The sequence below is a fragment of the Streptosporangium sp. NPDC023963 genome, from assembly GCF_040639135.1.
Classification (GTDB): Bacteria; Actinomycetota; Actinomycetes; order Streptosporangiales; family Streptosporangiaceae; genus Streptosporangium.
Map to the genome: position 1 here is coordinate 170,404 of NZ_JBEZZK010000006.1, position 17,154 is coordinate 187,557.

General features: G+C 71.5%; 14 protein-coding genes. 10 read left to right on the top strand and 4 right to left on the bottom strand.

Annotation, left to right across the window (positions count from 1 at the left end; genetic code table 11):
- Nucleotide 1: 1 nt before the first annotated feature.
- From AB0F88_RS20570 to mshC, 4 genes are all read left to right on the top strand, one after another.
- Nucleotides 2–577 carry a DUF3090 domain-containing protein gene (locus AB0F88_RS20570; RefSeq protein ID WP_362685999.1) on the top strand — a complete coding sequence of 192 codons (576 nt, stop codon included), beginning with the start codon at nucleotides 2–4 and terminating at the stop codon, nucleotides 575–577.
- Nucleotides 574–1,335 carry an SCO1664 family protein gene (locus AB0F88_RS20575; RefSeq protein WP_362686002.1) on the top strand — a complete coding sequence of 254 codons (762 nt, stop codon included), beginning with the start codon at nucleotides 574–576 and terminating at the stop codon, nucleotides 1,333–1,335. Before AB0F88_RS20570 ends, AB0F88_RS20575 begins: the two co-directional genes overlap by 4 nt.
- Before the next feature lie 184 nt (nucleotides 1,336–1,519).
- The gene (locus AB0F88_RS20580; protein WP_362686005.1) at nucleotides 1,520–2,248 is read left to right on the top strand and encodes an NRDE family protein; all 729 of its coding nucleotides are present in this window, start codon (nucleotides 1,520–1,522) and stop codon (nucleotides 2,246–2,248) included.
- A gap of 91 nt (nucleotides 2,249–2,339) precedes the next feature.
- On the top strand, nucleotides 2,340–3,563 hold the full coding sequence (gene mshC / locus AB0F88_RS20585) for a cysteine--1-D-myo-inosityl 2-amino-2-deoxy-alpha-D-glucopyranoside ligase (protein WP_362686008.1): 1,224 nt from the start codon (nucleotides 2,340–2,342) through the stop codon (nucleotides 3,561–3,563).
- Between the two features lie 184 nt (nucleotides 3,564–3,747).
- Here mshC and AB0F88_RS20590 read toward each other — a convergent pair whose 3' ends face one another.
- The gene (locus AB0F88_RS20590; protein ID WP_344903117.1) at nucleotides 3,748–3,951 is read right to left on the bottom strand and encodes a cold-shock protein; all 204 of its coding nucleotides are present in this window, start codon (nucleotides 3,949–3,951) and stop codon (nucleotides 3,748–3,750) included.
- Between the two features lie 215 nt (nucleotides 3,952–4,166).
- Nucleotides 4,167–4,643, bottom strand: coding sequence for a peptide deformylase (gene def / locus AB0F88_RS20595; RefSeq protein ID WP_362686011.1), 477 nt, complete (start codon nucleotides 4,641–4,643; stop codon nucleotides 4,167–4,169).
- 235 nt (nucleotides 4,644–4,878) lie between these two features.
- Between def and AB0F88_RS20600 the strand changes: the two genes are divergently transcribed.
- The 5 genes from AB0F88_RS20600 (at nucleotide 4,879) to AB0F88_RS20620 (ending at nucleotide 11,401) form a co-directional block, all read left to right on the top strand.
- The gene (locus AB0F88_RS20600) at nucleotides 4,879–6,201 is read left to right on the top strand and encodes an MFS transporter (RefSeq protein ID WP_362686014.1); all 1,323 of its coding nucleotides are present in this window, start codon (nucleotides 4,879–4,881) and stop codon (nucleotides 6,199–6,201) included.
- A gap of 235 nt (nucleotides 6,202–6,436) precedes the next feature.
- Nucleotides 6,437–8,884: a nitrite reductase large subunit NirB gene (gene nirB / locus AB0F88_RS20605; protein WP_362686017.1), complete on the top strand. Its 2,448-nt coding sequence runs from the start codon at nucleotides 6,437–6,439 to the stop codon at nucleotides 8,882–8,884.
- Between the two features lie 108 nt (nucleotides 8,885–8,992).
- Nucleotides 8,993–9,364 carry a nitrite reductase small subunit NirD gene (gene nirD / locus AB0F88_RS20610; protein ID WP_362686020.1) on the top strand — a complete coding sequence of 124 codons (372 nt, stop codon included), beginning with the start codon at nucleotides 8,993–8,995 and terminating at the stop codon, nucleotides 9,362–9,364.
- 85 nt (nucleotides 9,365–9,449) lie between these two features.
- Nucleotides 9,450–10,619 (top strand): uroporphyrinogen-III synthase, encoded by a 1,170-nt coding sequence (locus AB0F88_RS20615; RefSeq protein WP_362686023.1) that lies wholly within the window; start codon nucleotides 9,450–9,452, stop codon nucleotides 10,617–10,619.
- Nucleotides 10,616–11,401 carry a sirohydrochlorin chelatase gene (locus AB0F88_RS20620; RefSeq protein WP_362686026.1) on the top strand — a complete coding sequence of 262 codons (786 nt, stop codon included), beginning with the start codon at nucleotides 10,616–10,618 and terminating at the stop codon, nucleotides 11,399–11,401. Before AB0F88_RS20615 ends, AB0F88_RS20620 begins: the two co-directional genes overlap by 4 nt.
- A gap of 12 nt (nucleotides 11,402–11,413) precedes the next feature.
- Here the strand turns inward: AB0F88_RS20620 and AB0F88_RS20625 are convergent, their stop codons facing one another.
- Both AB0F88_RS20625 and AB0F88_RS20630 read right to left on the bottom strand, forming a co-directional pair.
- Nucleotides 11,414–12,046, bottom strand: coding sequence for a hypothetical protein (locus AB0F88_RS20625; protein ID WP_362686029.1), 633 nt, complete (start codon nucleotides 12,044–12,046; stop codon nucleotides 11,414–11,416).
- A 255-nt stretch (nucleotides 12,047–12,301) separates the two neighbouring features.
- Complete coding sequence (locus tag AB0F88_RS20630) at nucleotides 12,302–13,156, bottom strand: PAC2 family protein (RefSeq protein ID WP_350967829.1); 855 nt, start codon at nucleotides 13,154–13,156, stop codon at nucleotides 12,302–12,304.
- Between the two features lie 513 nt (nucleotides 13,157–13,669).
- Here AB0F88_RS20630 and metH point away from each other — a divergent pair.
- Entirely contained in the window at nucleotides 13,670–17,134 is a 3,465-nt protein-coding gene (gene metH / locus AB0F88_RS20635) for a methionine synthase (RefSeq protein WP_362686032.1), read from the top strand.
- Nucleotides 17,135–17,154 lie beyond the last annotated feature (20 nt).

Here is a 17,154-nt window from a genome sequence, read left to right on the forward strand (position 1 = left end):
TATGCCGGTCTTCGACTACGATCCACCCGAGAGGTTCGTGGCCGGTGCCGTGGGGCAACCGGGATCACGAACCTTCTTCCTGCAGGCGCGGGGCCAGGGCAGGCTGACCACCGTGGCCCTGGAGAAGTTCCAGGTCGCGGCGCTGGCCGACCGCCTCGACGAGCTGCTCGACGAGGTGTTGCGACGCGGTGAGGGCAACGTTCCCGTGCCCGCCGTCGCCCCGGCCGCGCTGGCGGACAACGCCCCCCTCGACGTGCCGATCAGCGAGGACTTCCGCGTCGGCGTCATGGCCCTGGCCTGGGACCCCGAGGCCGCGCAGGTGGTCATCGAGGCCAAGGAGGCCGTCGCCGAGGACGAGGAGTTCGAGCCGTCCCCGCTCGTCGAGCCCACGGTGCTGCGCGTGCACATCAGTGCCGGCGCCGCGAGGGCCTTCACCAAGCGGGCCATGGCGCTCGTCGCGGCCGGCCGCCCGCCCTGCCCGCTCTGCGCCCAGCCTCTCGATCCCGAGGGGCATATTTGTGTGCGGCTCAACGGTTACCGGGGTAGTAGCGCTTCATCTGCTGGAGGAGGCGAATGAGTGCTGAGAGCGAGCCGACGCTGAGTGCGGCGCCGGCCGCGGGGCTGGACGACGAGACCGCGACGCGTCTGCTCCGTGACGGCCAACTGGACGTGGCGGGCCGCCTGGTCGAGGCGACCAACATGACGCTCTACTGCTCGGTCCGGCTCGGCGGCCTCGCGGCGGCCTGCGTGTACAAGCCGGTACGGGGCGAACGCCCCCTCTGGGACTTCCCCGACGGCACCCTGGCGGCCCGCGAGGTCGCCGCCTACGAGGTCTCCGCGGCGATCGGCTGGCGGATCGTGCCGCCCACCGTCTACCGCGACGGCCCCTTCGGCCCGGGAATGTGCCAGCTGTGGATCGACACCGACCCCGACACCGACCTGATGGTGCTGATCCGCAGCCGCCAGCCCTCGCTGCGGCGGATGGCCGTCTTCGACGCCATCGTCAACAACGCCGACCGCAAGGGCGGTCACCTGCTGCCGCTCGCCGACGGCCACGTCTACGGCGTCGACCACGGGGTCTCCTTCTCGGCCGAGGACAAGCTCCGCACCGTGCTGTGGCAGTGGCGCGGCAAGCCGCTGTCCCGCGAGGCCATGAACGTCCTGACCCGCCTTGAGACCGACCTGGAGCGGGGCCGCCTCGGCCGCCGCCTCCGCGAGCTGCTCACCCTCCACGAGGTCGAGGCCACCTGGTCGCGAGTCCGCAGGCTGCTCGACACCGGCCTGCACCCCCTTCCCTCCAAGGACTGGCCCGCCATCCCCTGGCCGCCGATCTGAGACCCCCGCGCGGGGGCCTCCCGCCCCGGGCACCGGGCGTCCCGCGGGAGCGGGACCGCGGCGAGCCGGGGCGTCCTCGCTGTGTCCTCACCATGTCCTCGCCGTGGCTTCCGTGACCTCGGTCTTCCTCCCGATGGAGGGCCCCGGTCCGCGCCCGCCTCCCGCGGGGGCGTAGCCTCCGGGCATGTGCACGGTTGTCGTCAGCATCGATCCGAGCGCCGAGATCCCCCTGATCGTGGTCGGGGTGCGCGACGAGTTCGTCGGCCGACCCTGGGTTCCGCCGGCCGCGCACTGGCCGGAGAGCGGGCCCGGCCTGATCGGCGGGCGTGACCTTCAGGCGGGCGGCACCTGGCTCGCCGTCGATCCCGAGGCCAGGCGGGTCGGAGCCCTCCTCAACGGGCTCGGCGTGCTCGCCCCCGAGGAGGGCCGCCGCTCGCGGGGCGACCTGCCGCTCCTGGCGGCGGCCGGAGGCGGCCCCGTGAAGGGCGATCTTGGGCACTACGACCCCTTCCACCTGCTACGGGCCGATCCCGCCGGAGCCCGCCTGTGGCACTGGGACGGGATCACCCTGGAGCGGGACGACCTTCCCCCGGGAACCCACATGATCGTCAACAGTGGCTGGGAGCGCGGTGCGGAGAACGAGCGGGTGGCGTTCTTCCGCCCCCTGTTCGCCAAGGCGGGCCGTCCCACGGAGCTCGACGGCCCCTGGCAGGAGTGGCGGGAGCTCGCCACCGGGGCGGGGATTCCCTCCGAGGACCCCCGGACGATGATCGTCCATCACGAGCTGCCCGACGGGCGGACCTTCGCCTCGGGTTCCGTCACCCTGCTGGCCCTGTCGCCCGGCGGCGTCCGCTACGACTTCACCGCCGACCCCCGTGATCCGGGCGCCTTCCGGGAGGTCCGCCCGGAATGATCCGGTCGGTTCCCGGAGTTGAGGTGAGTGCCCGTACATCCACCATCCCGAGCCGACCGGGGTGGTCTAACCGCTGGATAGGCTTCATTTTATGAGATCGTGGTCTGAGCCGAAGGTTCCTCGGCTTCCCGGTGCCGGTGCCCCGCTGCGGCTGTTCGACACCGCCGCGCGAGAGGTCGGCCCCACCAGCCCGGGCCGTACGGCGCGGATGTACGTCTGCGGCATCACGCCCTACGACGCCACCCATCTGGGCCACGCCAACACCTACCTCGCCTTCGACCTGGTCAACCGGGCCTGGCGTGACGCCGGTCACGAGGTGCACTTCACCCAGAACGCCACGGACGTCGACGACCCCCTGCTGGAACGTGCCGGGCAGACCGGCGTCGACTGGCGCGACCTGGCCGAGCGTGAGATCGAGCTGTTCCGGACCGACATGGAGGCGCTGCGCATCCTGCCGCCGCGTGACTACGTCGCCGTGACCGAGGTGATCGACCAGGTCGCCGACCTGATCGTGTCGCTGCGCGACAAGGGCGCCACCTACGTCCTCGACGGCGACGTCTACTTCGACGTGGCCGCGGCCCCCAAGTTCGGGGCCGTCTCCGGTTACTCGGAGGAGCGCATGCTCGCCCTGTTCGGCGAGCGCGGGGGAGATCCGGACCGGCCGGGTAAGAAGCATCCGCTCGACTGGCTGCTCTGGCGCGCGGAGCGCCCGGGGGAGCCGTCCTGGCCCTCGCCGTTCGGCCAGGGCCGGCCCGGCTGGCACATCGAGTGCACCGCGATCGCCCTGGCGAACCTGTCCAGCGGTTTCGACGTCGCGGGCGGGGGCTCCGACCTGATCTTCCCCCACCACGAGTGCGGCGCCCACGAGGGCCACGTGGCGTGCGGGGAGTGGCCCTTCGCGAGGGCCTACGTGCACGCGGGCATGGTCGCCCTGGACGGCGAGAAGATGTCCAAGTCGAAGGGCAACCTGGTCTTCGTCTCCCGCCTGCGCAAGGAGACCGACCCGATGGCCATCCGGCTCGCCCTGCTGGCGCACCACTACCGCTCCGACTGGGAGTGGACCTCCGAGCAGCTGGGCTCGGCGGAGGTACGGCTGGCGCGCTGGCGTTCGGCGGCGGGGCTGCAGACCGGCCCCGACGCCGGTGTCGTGCTCGAAAGGGTGCGCGCCCGGATGGCGGACGACCTGGACGCCCCCGGTGCCCTCGCGGTCGTCGACGACTGGGCCGAGCGAGCCCTGTCCGAGGGGGGCAGCGACCCGGACGCGCCGGTCCTCGTCAGGGAGACCGTGGACGCGCTGCTGGGGGTCGCGCTCTAGGGTCCCGGGATCCGGGCGGTGCCGCTCCCTGAGCCTCTGGAGCGCGGCGGCGCCCGGTTCCGGGGGCGGCACCGGAGGGGCCGGGAAACGGCCCTGAGAAACGACAAACGGCCCTGAGAAACGACGGAGCCCGCACCGCTTGCGCGGTGCGGGCTCAGCCTGAAGCCTTTGAGGTCAAACCAGGTCAGATGACCTGAACCTGGTCGGCCTGCGGGCCCTTCTGGCCCTGCGTGGTGACGAAGCTGACACGCTGGTTCTCCTCCAGGCTGCGGTAGCCGCCGGAGTTGATAGCCGAGTAGTGCACGAAGACATCGGCGGTGCCGTCATCCGGTGCGATGAATCCGAAGCCCTTTTCGGCGTTGAACCACTTAACGGTGCCCTCAGACAAAACTACTTCTCCTCATTGGGAGCCTCACCGAACCACCAGGTCGGCGGCACGGGGCTGCGTTGCGGACCCTACCATGCACCCGCGGAAACCATCCGGAGAAACTGTGTAACGTCCGCTGTCGGCGGACTTCTCATAAGCACTTGAGATGATAAGGCTAAGCTGAGAACTACGACTGCAACCAGACGATGGTATCCGATGCCGCCACGGTGCGCAAGTCACGAAATCGAGGCGAGGAATCGCTCGCGATCCTCCTCGGGGAGGTGGTCGACGAAGAGGGTGCCGTCGAGGTGGTCGGCCTCGTGCTGCAGGACGCGGGCGAGCATGCCCAGGGCACGGACGGTGGCGGGCTTGCCGAACATGTCGCGACCACGGGCGGTGACCATGTAGGAGCGTTCCAGCGGCCACCAGCGGCCGGGCGCGGACAGGCAGGCCTCGTCGGCCACGATCTTCCGCTCGGACAGCTCCAGACGCGGGTTGACCAGGTGGCCGGACCTGCCGTCCAGCTCGTAGACGACGACCCTCAAGGGGACGCCGATCTGCGGCGCGGCCAGTCCCGCGCGGCCCCTCCCGGCCCGCATCGTGGCCTGGAGCGATTTGACCAGGACGCGCAGCGCGCGGTCGAAGGTGGTTACCGGCTCGGACACCGTGCGAAGCACGGGATCGGTGAACAGACGGATCGGCTGGACGGCCACGCGCACTCCCCGAAGCGAACGAATGGGCACCGAAGACGATTCCCATTGTCGCGCTGACTCAACCGTTACCACCTCACCTCTCGTGTTTCCGGAATGTTGCCGCTGTGCGACGTGTGCATTGCGTATTTCCATGGTTAGTCACACGTAACCGGCGCACCATCACAGATAGTAAATGTGCGTAATGCCGTCCTCTTAGATTTCGGGATCGAAGCAGCCCGAAACCGCAGGAGGAAAGATGGCCAAGCCCTGGATCAGCGACTGGCGGCCCGACGACCCCGACTTCTGGCAGGGGCACGGCAGGAAGGTGGCCCGCAGGAACCTGATCTTCTCCATCTTCGCCGAGCACCTCGGATTCACGCTGTGGACCGTGTGGAGCATCGTGACCGTGCAACTCGGCTCCTACGAGTTCTCCACCGACCAGCTCTTCTGGATCGTCGCCCTGCCCAACCTGATCGGCTCGGCGCTGCGCATCCCGTACACCTTCGCCCCGGCCAGATTCGGCGGCCGGAACTTCACCGTGGTCAGCGCCCTGCTCCTGCTCGTGCCCGCGGTGCTGCTGGCCATCGCGGTCGGAAACCCGGCCACCCCCTACTGGGTGTTCCTGGTCATCGCGGCCACGGCGGGCCTGGGCGGCGGCAACTTCGCCTCCAGCATGGCCAACATCACCTACTTCTACCCCCAGGACAGGCAGGGGTCGGCGCTCGGGCTCAACGCGGCGGGCGGCAACATCGGGGTCAGCTCCGTCCAGCTCGTCATGCCCCTGGTGATCGGGGCGTTCGGCCTGGCCGCCGCCGGGCTGTTCTGGATCCCGTTCATCCTGGCCGCCGCGATCGGCGCCTACTTCTTCATGGACAACCTGACCTCCGCCAAGGCCAGTCCCGCCGACCAGCTGAAGGTCGCCGGCCGGGCCCAGACCTGGATCATGTCGGTCCTGTACATCGGCACCTTCGGCTCCTTCATCGGCTACGCCACCGCGTTCCCGCTGCTCATCAAGAGCCAGTTCCCCGAGCATGCCTCCCTGGTGGCGCTCGCCTTCATCGGCCCGCTGCTCGGCTCGCTGATCCGCCCGGTCGGGGGGTGGCTGTCGGACCGGCTCGGCGGGGCGCGGGTGACGCTCGTCAACTTCGCCGCGATGGCGGGCGCGGCGGCGCTGGTCTGGCAGGGCCTGTCCCAGCACGCCTTCGCGCTGTTCTTCTGCGCCTACATGCTCCTGGTCGCCACCACCGGCATCGGCAACGGCTCCACCTACCGGATGATCCCGGCGATCTTCCGGGCGAAGGCCGTGGCGGGCGTCGCCCCCGGTACGGACGCCCACGAGGCCGCCGTGGCTGTCGGGAAGCGGGACGCCTCCGCCGCGATCGGGATCATCTCCGCGATCGGCGCCTTCGGCGGGTTCTTCATCAACCGTGGATTCGGCAGCTCCATCGCCGCGACCGGGGGAGCGGGCGCCGCCCTGGCCTCCTTCGCCGCCTTCTACCTGGTGTGCGCGGCCATCACCTGGGCCTGTTACCTGCGGACCGCGGGATCCGTGCCGAGCCTGGCGGCGGCGCGCGTGTGACCCCGGCGTACCTGGCGCCCGTTCGGCTCACATCCGGAACCGGCCCGGCCGACGGACAACTCACACCCGCCTCATCGTGAATGTGAACGCGGTTAGCGGCTTGTAGCACATCGGTAACAGGGGAGACCCCAGGGTGAAACCGCCTGAAAGCACCATCGGATCCATGCCGGTCTCACTTCCCCCCCAGACACCTGTGAAGGCTGGGGCGGATCGGACGAGAAGGGAAACACACCCCATGTCACGGCTCGTCGTGGTAGGACACGGACCGACATCGCACCGGTTGGTCGAGGCGCTGGTCGCCAAGGGCTTCGCGGGAAGGATCACGGTACTGGGGGAGGAGCCCCGGCCGGCGTACGACCGGGTGGCGCTCACCTCCTACCTGACGGGCAGGAGCGTCGAGGACCTCACCTATCCGACGCCGGACGGGGTCGTGCTGCGCCTGTCGTCCAGGGTCGTGGAGATCGACAGGCGGGCGCGCGAGGCCGTCACCGCCGACGGCCACCGCGAGCCGTACGACGTGCTGGTGCTGGCCACCGGCTCCAGCCCGTTCGTGCCGCCGGTGCCGGGCAGGGAGCTGGACGGCTGCTTCGTCTACCGCACGATCGACGACCTCGACGCGATCAGGGCGGCCGCCTCGGGCGCCACGAGCGGCGTCGTGATCGGCGGCGGGCTGCTGGGGCTGGAGGCCGCCGACGCGCTGCGCGGCCTGGGCCTGGCGACGCACGTCGTGGAGATGGGCGGCTGGCTCATGCCCCGGCAGGTCGACGAGGGCGGCGGCGCCGTCCTGCGCGGCCACGTGGAGGCGCTCGGCCTGAGCGTGCACACCGAGGCGGGGGCCAAGGAGATCGTCGCGGGCCCGGACGGGCGGGTGGCGGGCCTGGTCAAACCGGACGGCGAGACCGTCGAGGCGCAGATCGTGGTCTTCTCCGCGGGCGTGCGGCCCCGCGACGAGCTGGCCAGGCAGGCCGGTCTCGAGGTCGGCGGGCGCGGCGGGATCGCCGTGGACGACGGGATGCGCACCAGTGACCCGGCGATCTACGCGATCGGCGAGTGCGCCCTGCACGAGGGCATGGTCTACGGGCTGGTGGGGCCGTGCTTCACGATGGCCGAGGTCGCCGCCGACCGCATCCTCGGAGGCGAGGCGGTCTTCACCCGTGCGGACCTGTCGACCAAGCTCAAGCTGCTCGGCGTGGAGGTCGCCCAGTTCGGCGCGATGGAGGGCGCGCTGGACGTGACCTTCATGGACCCGGTGGGCGGGGTCTACCAGAAGCTGTTCGTCAGCGACGACGCCCGCACCCTGCTCGGCGGGATCTGCGTCGGCGACGCCACCCCGTACAACACCCTCAAGCCCTTCGTCGGCCGTGACCTGCCGGGTTCGCCGAGCGAGCTGTTGTTCACCGGCGGGCCGGCGAGCACGGATCTCCCCGACGACGCGCAGGTCTGCTCCTGCAACAACGTCACCAAGGGCCAGGTGTGCGCGGCCATCGCCGAGCACGGCCTCACCGACGTCCCCGGCATCAAGGCGTGCACCCGCGCGGGCACCACCTGCGGCAGCTGCGTCCCGACGCTCAAGCAGATCCTCGTCTCCTCGGGCGTCGAGGTCTCCAAGGCCCTGTGCGAGCACTTCGCGCAGAGCAGGGCCGAGCTGTTCGACATCGTCCGGGTGCGCGGCCTCACCACGTTCTCGCAGATCATCGCCGAGCACGGCACCGGGCGCGGCTGCGACGTGTGCAAGCCCGTCGTCGCCTCGATCCTCGCCTCGCTCGGCAACGGCCACATCCTCGACGGCGAGCAGGCCGCCTTGCAGGACACCAACGACCACTTCCTGGCCAACATCCAGCGCAACGGCACCTACTCGGTGGTGCCGCGCATCCCCGGCGGGGAGATCACCCCGGACAAGCTCATCGTGATCGGCGAGGTGGCCCGTGACTTCGGCCTCTACACCAAGATCACCGGCGGGCAGCGGATCGACCTGTTCGGGGCCCGGGTGGAGCAGCTCCCGCTGATCTGGAAGCGGCTGGTGGACGCGGGCTTCGAGTCCGGCCAGGCGTACGGCAAGGCGCTGCGCACGGTGAAGTCCTGCGTGGGCTCGACCTGGTGCCGGTACGGGGTGCAGGACGCCGTCGGCCTGGCCATCGCGCTGGAGCTGCGCTACCGGGGCCTGCGCTCGCCGCACAAGCTGAAGTCGGCCGTCTCCGGCTGCGCCCGCGAGTGCGCCGAGGCCCGCGGCAAGGACTTCGGCGTCATCGCCACCGAGCAGGGCTGGAACCTCTACGTGGGAGGCAACGGAGGCTTCACCCCGCGCCACGCCGATCTGTTCGCCTCCGACCTGAGCACCGAGGAGCTGGTCCGCGTCATCGACCGGTTCCTGATGTTCTACGTCCGCACCGCCGACCGCCTGCAGCGCACCTCCGCCTGGCTGGAGGCCCAGGGCCTGGCCTACGTCAAGGAGGTCGTGCTGGACGACTCCCTGGGGATCTGCGCCGACCTGGAGGCCCAGATGGAGCGGCACGTGGCCGGTTACACCGACGAGTGGCGCGCCGCGATCGAGGACCCGGAGAAGCTGCGGCGCTTCGTCTCCTTCGTCAACGCCCCCGGGACCCCGGACCCGTCGATCGCCTTCGAGCCCGAGCGCGACCAGGTGAAACCGGTCCTGATCCCGCTGGAGGTGGTCCGCTCCTGATCCGGCCTGATCCGTGTCCCGCGCCGGCCGTGCCGGATCGCCGCCGTCGCACACCGAGAACCCGAGGACCCGAGGACCCGAGGACCCGAAGAGAGGAGGCCTTCACCGATGACCGCGCTGAGAGAAGACCTGGAGCTGGGAGAAGACCTGGAGACGATCGCCTGGACGGCGGTCTGTTCCTACGCCGACCTGCTGCCCGAGCGCGGAGCGTGCGCGCTCGTCGGCGGCAGGCAGATCGCGCTGTTCCGCGCCTTCGACGGCTCCCTGTTCGCGATCGGCAACCGCGACCCGTTCAGCGGTGCCCACGTCATGTCCCGGGGGATCGTGGGCACCAGGGCGGGCGAGCCGGTGGTGGCCTCCCCGATGCACAAGCAGGTGTTCTCCCTCGCGACGGGAGTGTGCCTGGACGATCCCGCGGTGGCCGTGCCGACCTACCCGATCCGCGTCGCCGGCGGAACGGTGGAGGTGGGCCCCGGTTGAGCACGGGTGGGCACGGGGTGGGGCCGCGGGCGGCCGGACACCCCGGATACCGAGGAAACATCGAGCGAGGAGTGGTGAACGACAGATGAGCATCGCCGTTCCGGACGGTCCCGTCGGCTCTCCCGAGACCGCGCCCGACGCGCTGGCCGGGTTCACGATCGGGGTCACCGCCACCCGGCGGCGCGAGGAGTTCTGCGCGCTGCTGGAACGCAGGGGCGCCAGGGTGGTGCGCGCCCCGGCGATCCGGCTGGTGCCCCTGGCCGAGGACGCCGACCTGCTGGCCGCGACCCGCGCCAGCCTGACCGCCCCGATCGACGACGTGGTGGTCACCACCGGCGTCGGTTTCCGCGGCTGGATGGCGGCGGCCGAGGGCTGGGGGCTCTCCGGCGACCTCGCCGAGCACCTGACCGCCGCCCGGCTGCTGACCCGCGGGCCCAAGGCGCGCGGCGCGGTCAGGGCTGCGGGCCTGACCGACCACTGGACCCCGCCCACGGAGTCGTGCGAGGAGGTCAAGCAGCACCTGCTCGCCCAGGACCTGCGCGGGCGCCGCATCGCCGTGCAGCTGCACGGGGAACCGCTGACCGGTTTCGTGGCCGCGCTGCGCGAGGCGGGCGCGGAGGTCATCGAGGTGCCGGTCTACCGGTGGCTGCCCTACCGCGACGTGTCGCCGCTGCGGCGCCTGGTCAGCCAGGCGATCTCCGGCGGCGTGGACGCGGTCGCCTTCACCAGCGCCCCGGCCGTGCTGGCCATGCTCAACTCCGCCCGCGCGGACGGCCTGGAGGACGCGCTGGTCTCGGCCTTCGCCGGGCCGGTCGTCGCCGCCTGCGTGGGACCGGTCACCGCCGCGCCGCTGGAGGCGCGCGGGGTGCCCACCGTGCAGCCCGAGCGCTCCCGCCTGGGCACGCTGGCCCGTACCCTCGCCAGGCACCTGCCCGAGCACAGCGTCACCCGCCTGGTCGCGGGCGGCCACCGGCTGGAGATCCGCGGCCACGCCGTCGCGGTGGAAGGCGAGCTGAAGCCGCTGCCGCCGGCGCCGATGGCGGTCCTCAAGCGCCTGGCCGACAAGCCGGGACACGTGGTGGCCCGCTCCGACCTGCGGACCGTGCTCCCCGGCGGCCCCTCGCGTGACTCGGCCGAGCACGCGGTCGAGATGGCCATCACCCGCCTGCGCCGTGCCCTCGGTCCCGCGGGGATCGTCGAGACGGTCGTCAAACGCGGCTACCGCCTGGCCTGCGACCGGGGCGAAGGCCTGTGACGACGCTGGTCCTGGCCGGGCACGGGACGCGCAGCGCGAGGGGCGAGGAGACCCTGGCCGGACTGCGGGACCTGGTGCGCAGGGGCCGCCGGGGGACGCGGGTCGAGCAGGCGTTCCTGGAGATCAGCTCGCCGCTGCTGGCCGACGTGCTGCCCGGCCTGCCCGGTCCCGTCGTGGTGGTCCCGCTGCTGCTGGCGGGCGGCTACCACGTCCACATCGACCTGCCCTCCGTGGTCGCCGCGGCCAGGCCGGACGCCGTGCTGGCGGCCCCGCTGGGACCGCACCCGCTGCTCACCGCCGTCCTGGCCAGGCGGCTCTCCGCCGCGGGGCTGAGGGGCGCAGACTCGGTGGTCCTGGGAGCGGCGGGCTCGTCCGATCCGGCCGCGCTGGCCGACGTGCGGGCGGCGGCCCGGCTGCTGTCGGTCAGGCTCTCCCGCCCGGTCACCGCGGCCTTCGCCGCGACGGGCACCCCGTCGGTCGCCGAGGCCCTGGAGCGGCTGCGCTCGGGACCCGCGCCGCGGATCGCGCTGGCCTCCTATCTCCTGGCCCCCGGTTTCTTCCAGGACCGCCTGGAGGCGTCCGGCGCCGACCTGGTCTCCGCCCCCCTGGGGGTGGACGCGGACCTGGCCGCGCTGGTGTGGGCACGGTTCGACCAGGCCCGCCTGGCGTCGGCGGCCACGGCCGGCGGCCCGGCCCGTCCGGAGCCGGTGGCGGCCGGACTCGACCGGGTCGCAGGGCCCTCGAGCGCCCGGACCCCGGCGTGGCCCGCCCGGCACCGGTGATCGCGGGGGTGATCAGGCCGGCCGGGGCTCCAGCCTCAGCTCCCGGACGATCTCCTCGGCGACCTCGTCCCGCGAGGGCAGGAAGTCGTCGGCGCCGAGAAGCGTCTCGTAGTAGGCGTGGCGGAAGCACCCGGCGAGCAGCAGCCGGGCGCTGGCGACCGGGACGACCCCGGGGGAGACACGCCCCGCCCGCTGCTCGGCCGCCAGGTACGCGGTGAGCGGCACGATCTCCGACATCGGACCGATGTCGCTGTCGCGCATCGCCTCGCGGAAGCGGACGGTGACCGAGGGGGAGGTGAAGGCGGGCAGCGCCGCCGCCTGGACCTCGCAGTAGTAGTCGATGCCCGCTCGCGCGATGGGCAGCAGGTTCTCGCTCACCCGGCCCTTGCCGACCAGGTACATCAGGTCGTCGAGGACGCGCCGCCAGACCGGGAGCCGGTCCTGCAGCAGGGCCAGGAACATGTCGACGGCGTGTCCGGACGCGGTGCCCCGCGAGCGCGGGTGCGCGGCGTCGTCGGCCTCCTCGCGCTTCATGAACGCGGCCAGCTCGAGGACGCGGCGCCGCGCCTCCTGCGCGTTCCGGTGCGGGTCGACGGTCTGCTGATACGGGTCGATCTGGTACGGGTCGATATAGGGAGTCGCCATGGTCGCCCTAACGTGCGCAGTCACATGGACAGATGGTCGTAACGGTGATGCGTCGTCCGCCGGTGTCCACGGGCCGTGTGCTTCCTGGGTGCTTCCTGGCCGTGGAGTCGCCGACGTCCGGTTTTCCGCTCGGCGCGCACCCGGAGGGGCGGGGCGTGCCCGATCAGTGCCTGTCGACCCGGGCCCGGCCCCGGGCTCGACCTGGTTTCAACCTAGGCGAAAAAGAGCGTCCGGTGGTAACCGTACGCCGTGAGTTCAGCCGTCGGAGTCACGGTCGCGCCGGCGCAGATAGCGCTCGAACTCGGCGGCGATGGCGTCGCCGCTCGCCTCGGGCAGCTCCGCGGCGTCCTTGCGCTCCTCGAGCTCCTTGACGTACTCGGCGACCTCGCTGTCCTGGGAGGCCAGCTCGTCGACGCCGTGCTCCCAGGCCCGGGACTCCTCGGCCAGCTCGCCCAGCGGCATCGGGATGTCGAGCAGGTCCTCCATCCGGCTGAGCAGCGCCATGGTGGCCTTCGGGTTGGGCGGCTGGGCCACGTAGTGCGGCACCGAGGCCCACAGCGACACGGCGTGCAGCCCGGCGGCGCCCAGGGAGTGCTGCAGGACGCCGACGATGCCGGTCGGCCCCTCGTAGCGGCTCAGCTCCAGGTTGATCGCCCTGGCCAGGCCCTCGTCGGTCGCCGACCCGACGATCGGCACCGGGCGGGTGTGCGGCGAGTCGTTGAGCAGCGCGCCGAGCAGGACCGCCAGCTCGACCCCCAGCTCGCGGCAGACCAGCACGATCTCCTCGCAGAACGCGCGCCAGCGCATGTTGGGCTCGATGCCGCGCAGCAGCACCACGTCGCGGTCGACGCCCGGGGGCCTGGCCACCGACAGCTTGGTGGTCGGCCAGGTGATGGACCGCGTCAGCCCCTCGCCCATCTCGACGATCGGGCGGGTCACCTGGAAGTCGTAGTATTCCTCCGGGTCCAGGGAGACCAGCGGGGTCGCCTTCCACTCCTCCTCGAGGTGCGCGATCACTCCGCTCGAGGCCTCACCCGCGTCGTTCCACCCCTCGAACGCGGCGATCATCACCGGGTCGACGAGCTCGGGCAGGCCTTCGATCTCGATCACGCGCCCCCTCCTTCTCACCTCTCGTCCTATCCGGCTAAGCCTATGCGGTGAGGGGGCCTTCACGTCACCTTCCCGACATGGTGCGGGCGATCGGGACGTCGCGGCCCGCGCCGCCACACGCCGTGCGGCACCGGGTCTCGCGGCCGCCCCGCCGGGCCGGTGAGCCTCCGGCCCGGCGGCCGCGGGAGGCCACGGGAGGCCACGGGAGGCCGTCCCCGCGCCCGCAGGTGGGCCGGGGGGTCGCCGGTACCTATGAGGACGGCGCGACCGGCCACCTGCGGTGCCGCGGTGATGTTCCTGCGGTGCCGCGGTGGTGCTCCGGCGGTGCTGCGGTGCTGCGGTGGTGCTCCGGCGGTGCTGCGGTGCTGCGATGGTGCTCCGGCGGTGTTCCGGTGCGGCGACAGGGGCGGTGACAGGGGTGATCGCCGGGTCAGGTGGGCAAAAGATCCAATCGCCGCCGAGGTCGCCGCCGAGCACCGGGGGTGCCCGGACGCCTCCCAGTACTCTTGTCCCATGACAAGCACGCCGTCTTTCCGTGAAGTCCTGGCCGAGCGCGTGATGGTCGCCGACGGGGCCATGGGGACGATGCTTCAGGCCCACGACGTCACCATGGATGACTTCCAGGACCATGAGGGCTGCAACGAAGTGCTCAACGTCACCCGTCCCGACATCGTCCGCGCCGTGCACGAGGCCTACTTCGAGGTGGGGGTCGACTGCGTCGAGACCAACACCTTCGGGGCCAACCTTTCAGCTCTCGGCGAATACGACATCCCCGAGCGCGTCTTCGAGTACTCCGAGGCCGGTGCCCGCGTCGCGCGCGAGGCCGCCGACGCCTGGTCCACCCCCGACCGCCCGCGCTTCGTGCTCGGCTCCATCGGTCCCGGCACCAAGCTCCCCACCCTCGGGCACAAGCCGTACGCCGAGCTGCGCGACGCCTACTACGACAACGCCGCCGGCCTGGTCGGCGGCGGCGCCGACGCGCTGATCATCGAGACCTCCCAGGACCTGCTCCAGGTCAAGGCGGCGGTGATCGGCGCCCGCCGGGCCATCGCCGACTCCGGCCGTGACGTGCCGGTGATCGCCCAGGTGACCATCGAGACCAACGGCGCGATGCTGCTGGGCTCGGAGATCGGCGCGGCACTGACCGCGATCGAGCCGCTCGGCGTCGACGTGATCGGCCTCAACTGCGCGACCGGCCCCGCCGAGATGAGCGAGCACCTGCGCTACCTGGCCCGCCACGCCCGGGTCCGCCTGTCGTGCATGCCCAACGCCGGGCTGCCCGTGCTGACCTCCGACGGCGCCTACTACCCGCTGAGCCCCGAGGAGCTTGCCTCGGCGCACGAGAACTTCACCCGCGACTACGGGCTCTCCCTGGTCGGCGGCTGCTGCGGCACCACCCCCGAGCACCTGCGCCAGGTCGTCGAGCGGGTCCGCGGGCGGGAGACGGCCCCGCGCCGCCCCCGCCCCGAGGCCGGCGCCTCCTCCCTCTACCAGAGCGTCCCCTTCCGCCAGGACATCTCGTACATGGCCATCGGCGAGCGCACCAACGCCGTCGGCTCCAAGATCTTCCGCGAGGCGATGCTCGCCCAGGACTGGGAGGAGTGCGTGGAGATCGCGCGGGGGCAGGCCCGCGACGGCGCGCACATGCTCGACCTCTGCGTCGACTACGTGGGCCGCGACGGCGTGGCCGACATGAGGGAGCTGGCCTTCCGCTTCGCCACCGCCTCCACGCTGCCGGTCGTCCTCGACTCCACCGAGCCCGCCGTCCTCGAGGCCGGGCTGCAGATGCTCGGTGGGCGCGCGGTCGTCAACTCGGTCAACTACGAGGAGGGCGACGGCCCCGAGACGCGCTTCCACCGGAACATGACCCTGGTCCGCGAGTACGGCGCCGCCGTGGTCGCCCTCACCATCGACGAGGAGGGCCAGGCCCGCACCGCCGGCCGGAAGGTCCAGATCGCGGTCCGCCTCATCGAGGACCTGACGGGCGACTGGGGCATGAACATCGAGGACATCCTCGTCGACATGCTCACCTTCCCCATCGCCACCGGCCAGGAGGAGACCCGGCGCGACGCGCTGGAGACGATCGAGGCGATCAAGGAGATCAAGCGGCTCCACCCCGGGGTGCAGACGGTCCTGGGCCTGTCGAACGTGTCGTTCGGCCTCAACCCCGCCGCCCGCATCGTGCTCAACTCGGTCTTCCTCAACGAGTGCGTCAACGCCGGCCTCGACGCGGCGATCGTGCACGCCTCCAAGATCCTGCCGATGGCGCGCATCCCCGAGGAGCAGCGCGAGGTCGCCCTGGACATGGTCTACGACCGGCGCAGGGAGGGCTACGACCCGCTGCAGCGGTTCATGGAGCTGTTCGAGGGCGTCGACGCCGCCGCGCTCAAGGAGAGCAAGGCCGAGGAGCTCGCCGCGCTGCCGCTGTGGGAGCGGCTCAAGCGCCGCATCGTCGACGGCGAGCGCAAGGGCCTGGAGGCCGACCTCGACGAGGGCCTCGCCCGGCGCCCCGCCCTGGAGATCGTCAACGACGTGCTGCTGGACGGGATGAAGACCGTCGGCGAGCTGTTCGGCTCCGGCCAGATGCAGCTGCCGTTCGTGCTCCAGTCGGCCGAGGTGATGAAGACCTCGGTCGCCTACCTGGAGCCGCACATGGAGCGGGTCGAGGGCGAGATCAAGGGCCGCATCGTGCTCGCCACCGTCAAGGGCGACGTGCACGACATCGGCAAGAACCTGGTCGACATCATCCTCTCCAACAACGGCTACGAGGTCGTCAACCTCGGCATCAAGCAGCCGGTGTCGGTCATCCTGGAGGCCGCCGAGGAGAAGAAGGCCGACGTCATCGGCATGTCCGGGCTGCTGGTGAAGTCCACGGTCATCATGAAGGAGAACCTGGAGGAGATGAACTCCCGGGGCATCTCCGAGAAGTTCCCCGTGCTGCTCGGCGGGGCGGCGCTGACCCGCGCCTACGTCGAGCAGGACCTCGCGGAGCTCTTCCAGGGCCAGGTCCGCTACGCCCGCGACGCCTTCGAGGGACTGCGCCTGATGGACGCCTTCATGGCGGTCAAGCGCGGGGAGAAGGGCGCGAGCCTGCCGCCGCTGCGCGAGCGCCGGGTCAAGGGCGGCGCCACGCTGGTCAGGACCCCGGTGGAGGATCTGCCCGCCCGCTCCGACGTGGCCGCCGGCAACCCGGTGCCGACGGCGCCCTTCCTCGGCGAGCGCGTCATCAAGGGCGTGCCGCTCGCCGAGTACGCCGCGTTCCTGGACGAGCGGGCGACGTTCATGGGCCAGTGGGGCCTCAAGGCCGCGCGTGGCGGCGACGGGCCCTCGTACGAGGAACTGGTCGAGACCGAGGGCCGCCCGCGGCTGCGGATGTGGCTGGAGCGGATGCAGACCGACGGGCTGCTGGAGGCGGCGGTCGTCTACGGCTACTTCCCGTGCGTCAGCGACGGCGACTCGCTGATCATCCTGGACGAGGGCGGCAACGAGCGCACCCGCTTCACCTTCCCGCGCCAGCGGCGCGACCGGCACCTGTGCCTGTCCGACTTCTTCCGCTCCAAGGACTCCGGCGAGGTCGACGTCGTCGCCTTCCAGGTCGCGACGATGGGCAACCGGGTCTCCGAGGCCGCGGCCGAGCTGTTCGCCAAGGACGCCTACCGCGACTACCTGGAGCTGCACGGCCTGTCGGTGCAGCTGACCGAGGCCCTGGCCGAGTACTGGCACGCGCGCGTGCGCTCCGAGCTCGGCATCGGCGGCGACGAGTCCCTGGAGGACATGCTCAAGGTCAACGTCGCCGGCTGCCGCTACTCCTTCGGTTACCCGGCCTGCCCCAACCTGGAGGATCAGGTGCAACTGATGGAGCTGCTCGATCCGGCCAGGATCGGCGTCGAGCTGTCGGAGGAGTTCCAGCTCCACCCCGAGCAGTCGACGTCCGCGCTGATCGTCCATCACCCTGAGGCCAATTACTTCAACGTATGACCGGCGTGTGATCGGCATGT

What these genes read in the sequence shown, in the direction of transcription:
- AB0F88_RS20570 (WP_362685999.1), top strand. Translation starts at nt 2, where the DNA reads ATGCCGGTCTTCGACTACGATCCACCCGAGAGGTTCGTGGCCGGTGCC.
- AB0F88_RS20575 (WP_362686002.1), top strand. Translation starts at nt 574, where the DNA reads ATGAGTGCTGAGAGCGAGCCGACGCTGAGTGCGGCGCCGGCCGCGGGG.
- AB0F88_RS20580 (WP_362686005.1), top strand. Translation starts at nt 1,520, where the DNA reads ATGTGCACGGTTGTCGTCAGCATCGATCCGAGCGCCGAGATCCCCCTG.
- mshC (WP_362686008.1), top strand. Translation starts at nt 2,340, where the DNA reads ATGAGATCGTGGTCTGAGCCGAAGGTTCCTCGGCTTCCCGGTGCCGGT.
- AB0F88_RS20600 (WP_362686014.1), top strand. Translation starts at nt 4,879, where the DNA reads ATGGCCAAGCCCTGGATCAGCGACTGGCGGCCCGACGACCCCGACTTC.
- nirB (WP_362686017.1), top strand. Translation starts at nt 6,437, where the DNA reads ATGTCACGGCTCGTCGTGGTAGGACACGGACCGACATCGCACCGGTTG.
- nirD (WP_362686020.1), top strand. Translation starts at nt 8,993, where the DNA reads ATGACCGCGCTGAGAGAAGACCTGGAGCTGGGAGAAGACCTGGAGACG.
- AB0F88_RS20615 (WP_362686023.1), top strand. Translation starts at nt 9,450, where the DNA reads ATGAGCATCGCCGTTCCGGACGGTCCCGTCGGCTCTCCCGAGACCGCG.
- AB0F88_RS20625 (WP_362686029.1), bottom strand. Translation starts at nt 12,046, where the DNA reads ATGGCGACTCCCTATATCGACCCGTACCAGATCGACCCGTATCAGCAG.
- metH (WP_362686032.1), top strand. Translation starts at nt 13,670, where the DNA reads ATGACAAGCACGCCGTCTTTCCGTGAAGTCCTGGCCGAGCGCGTGATG.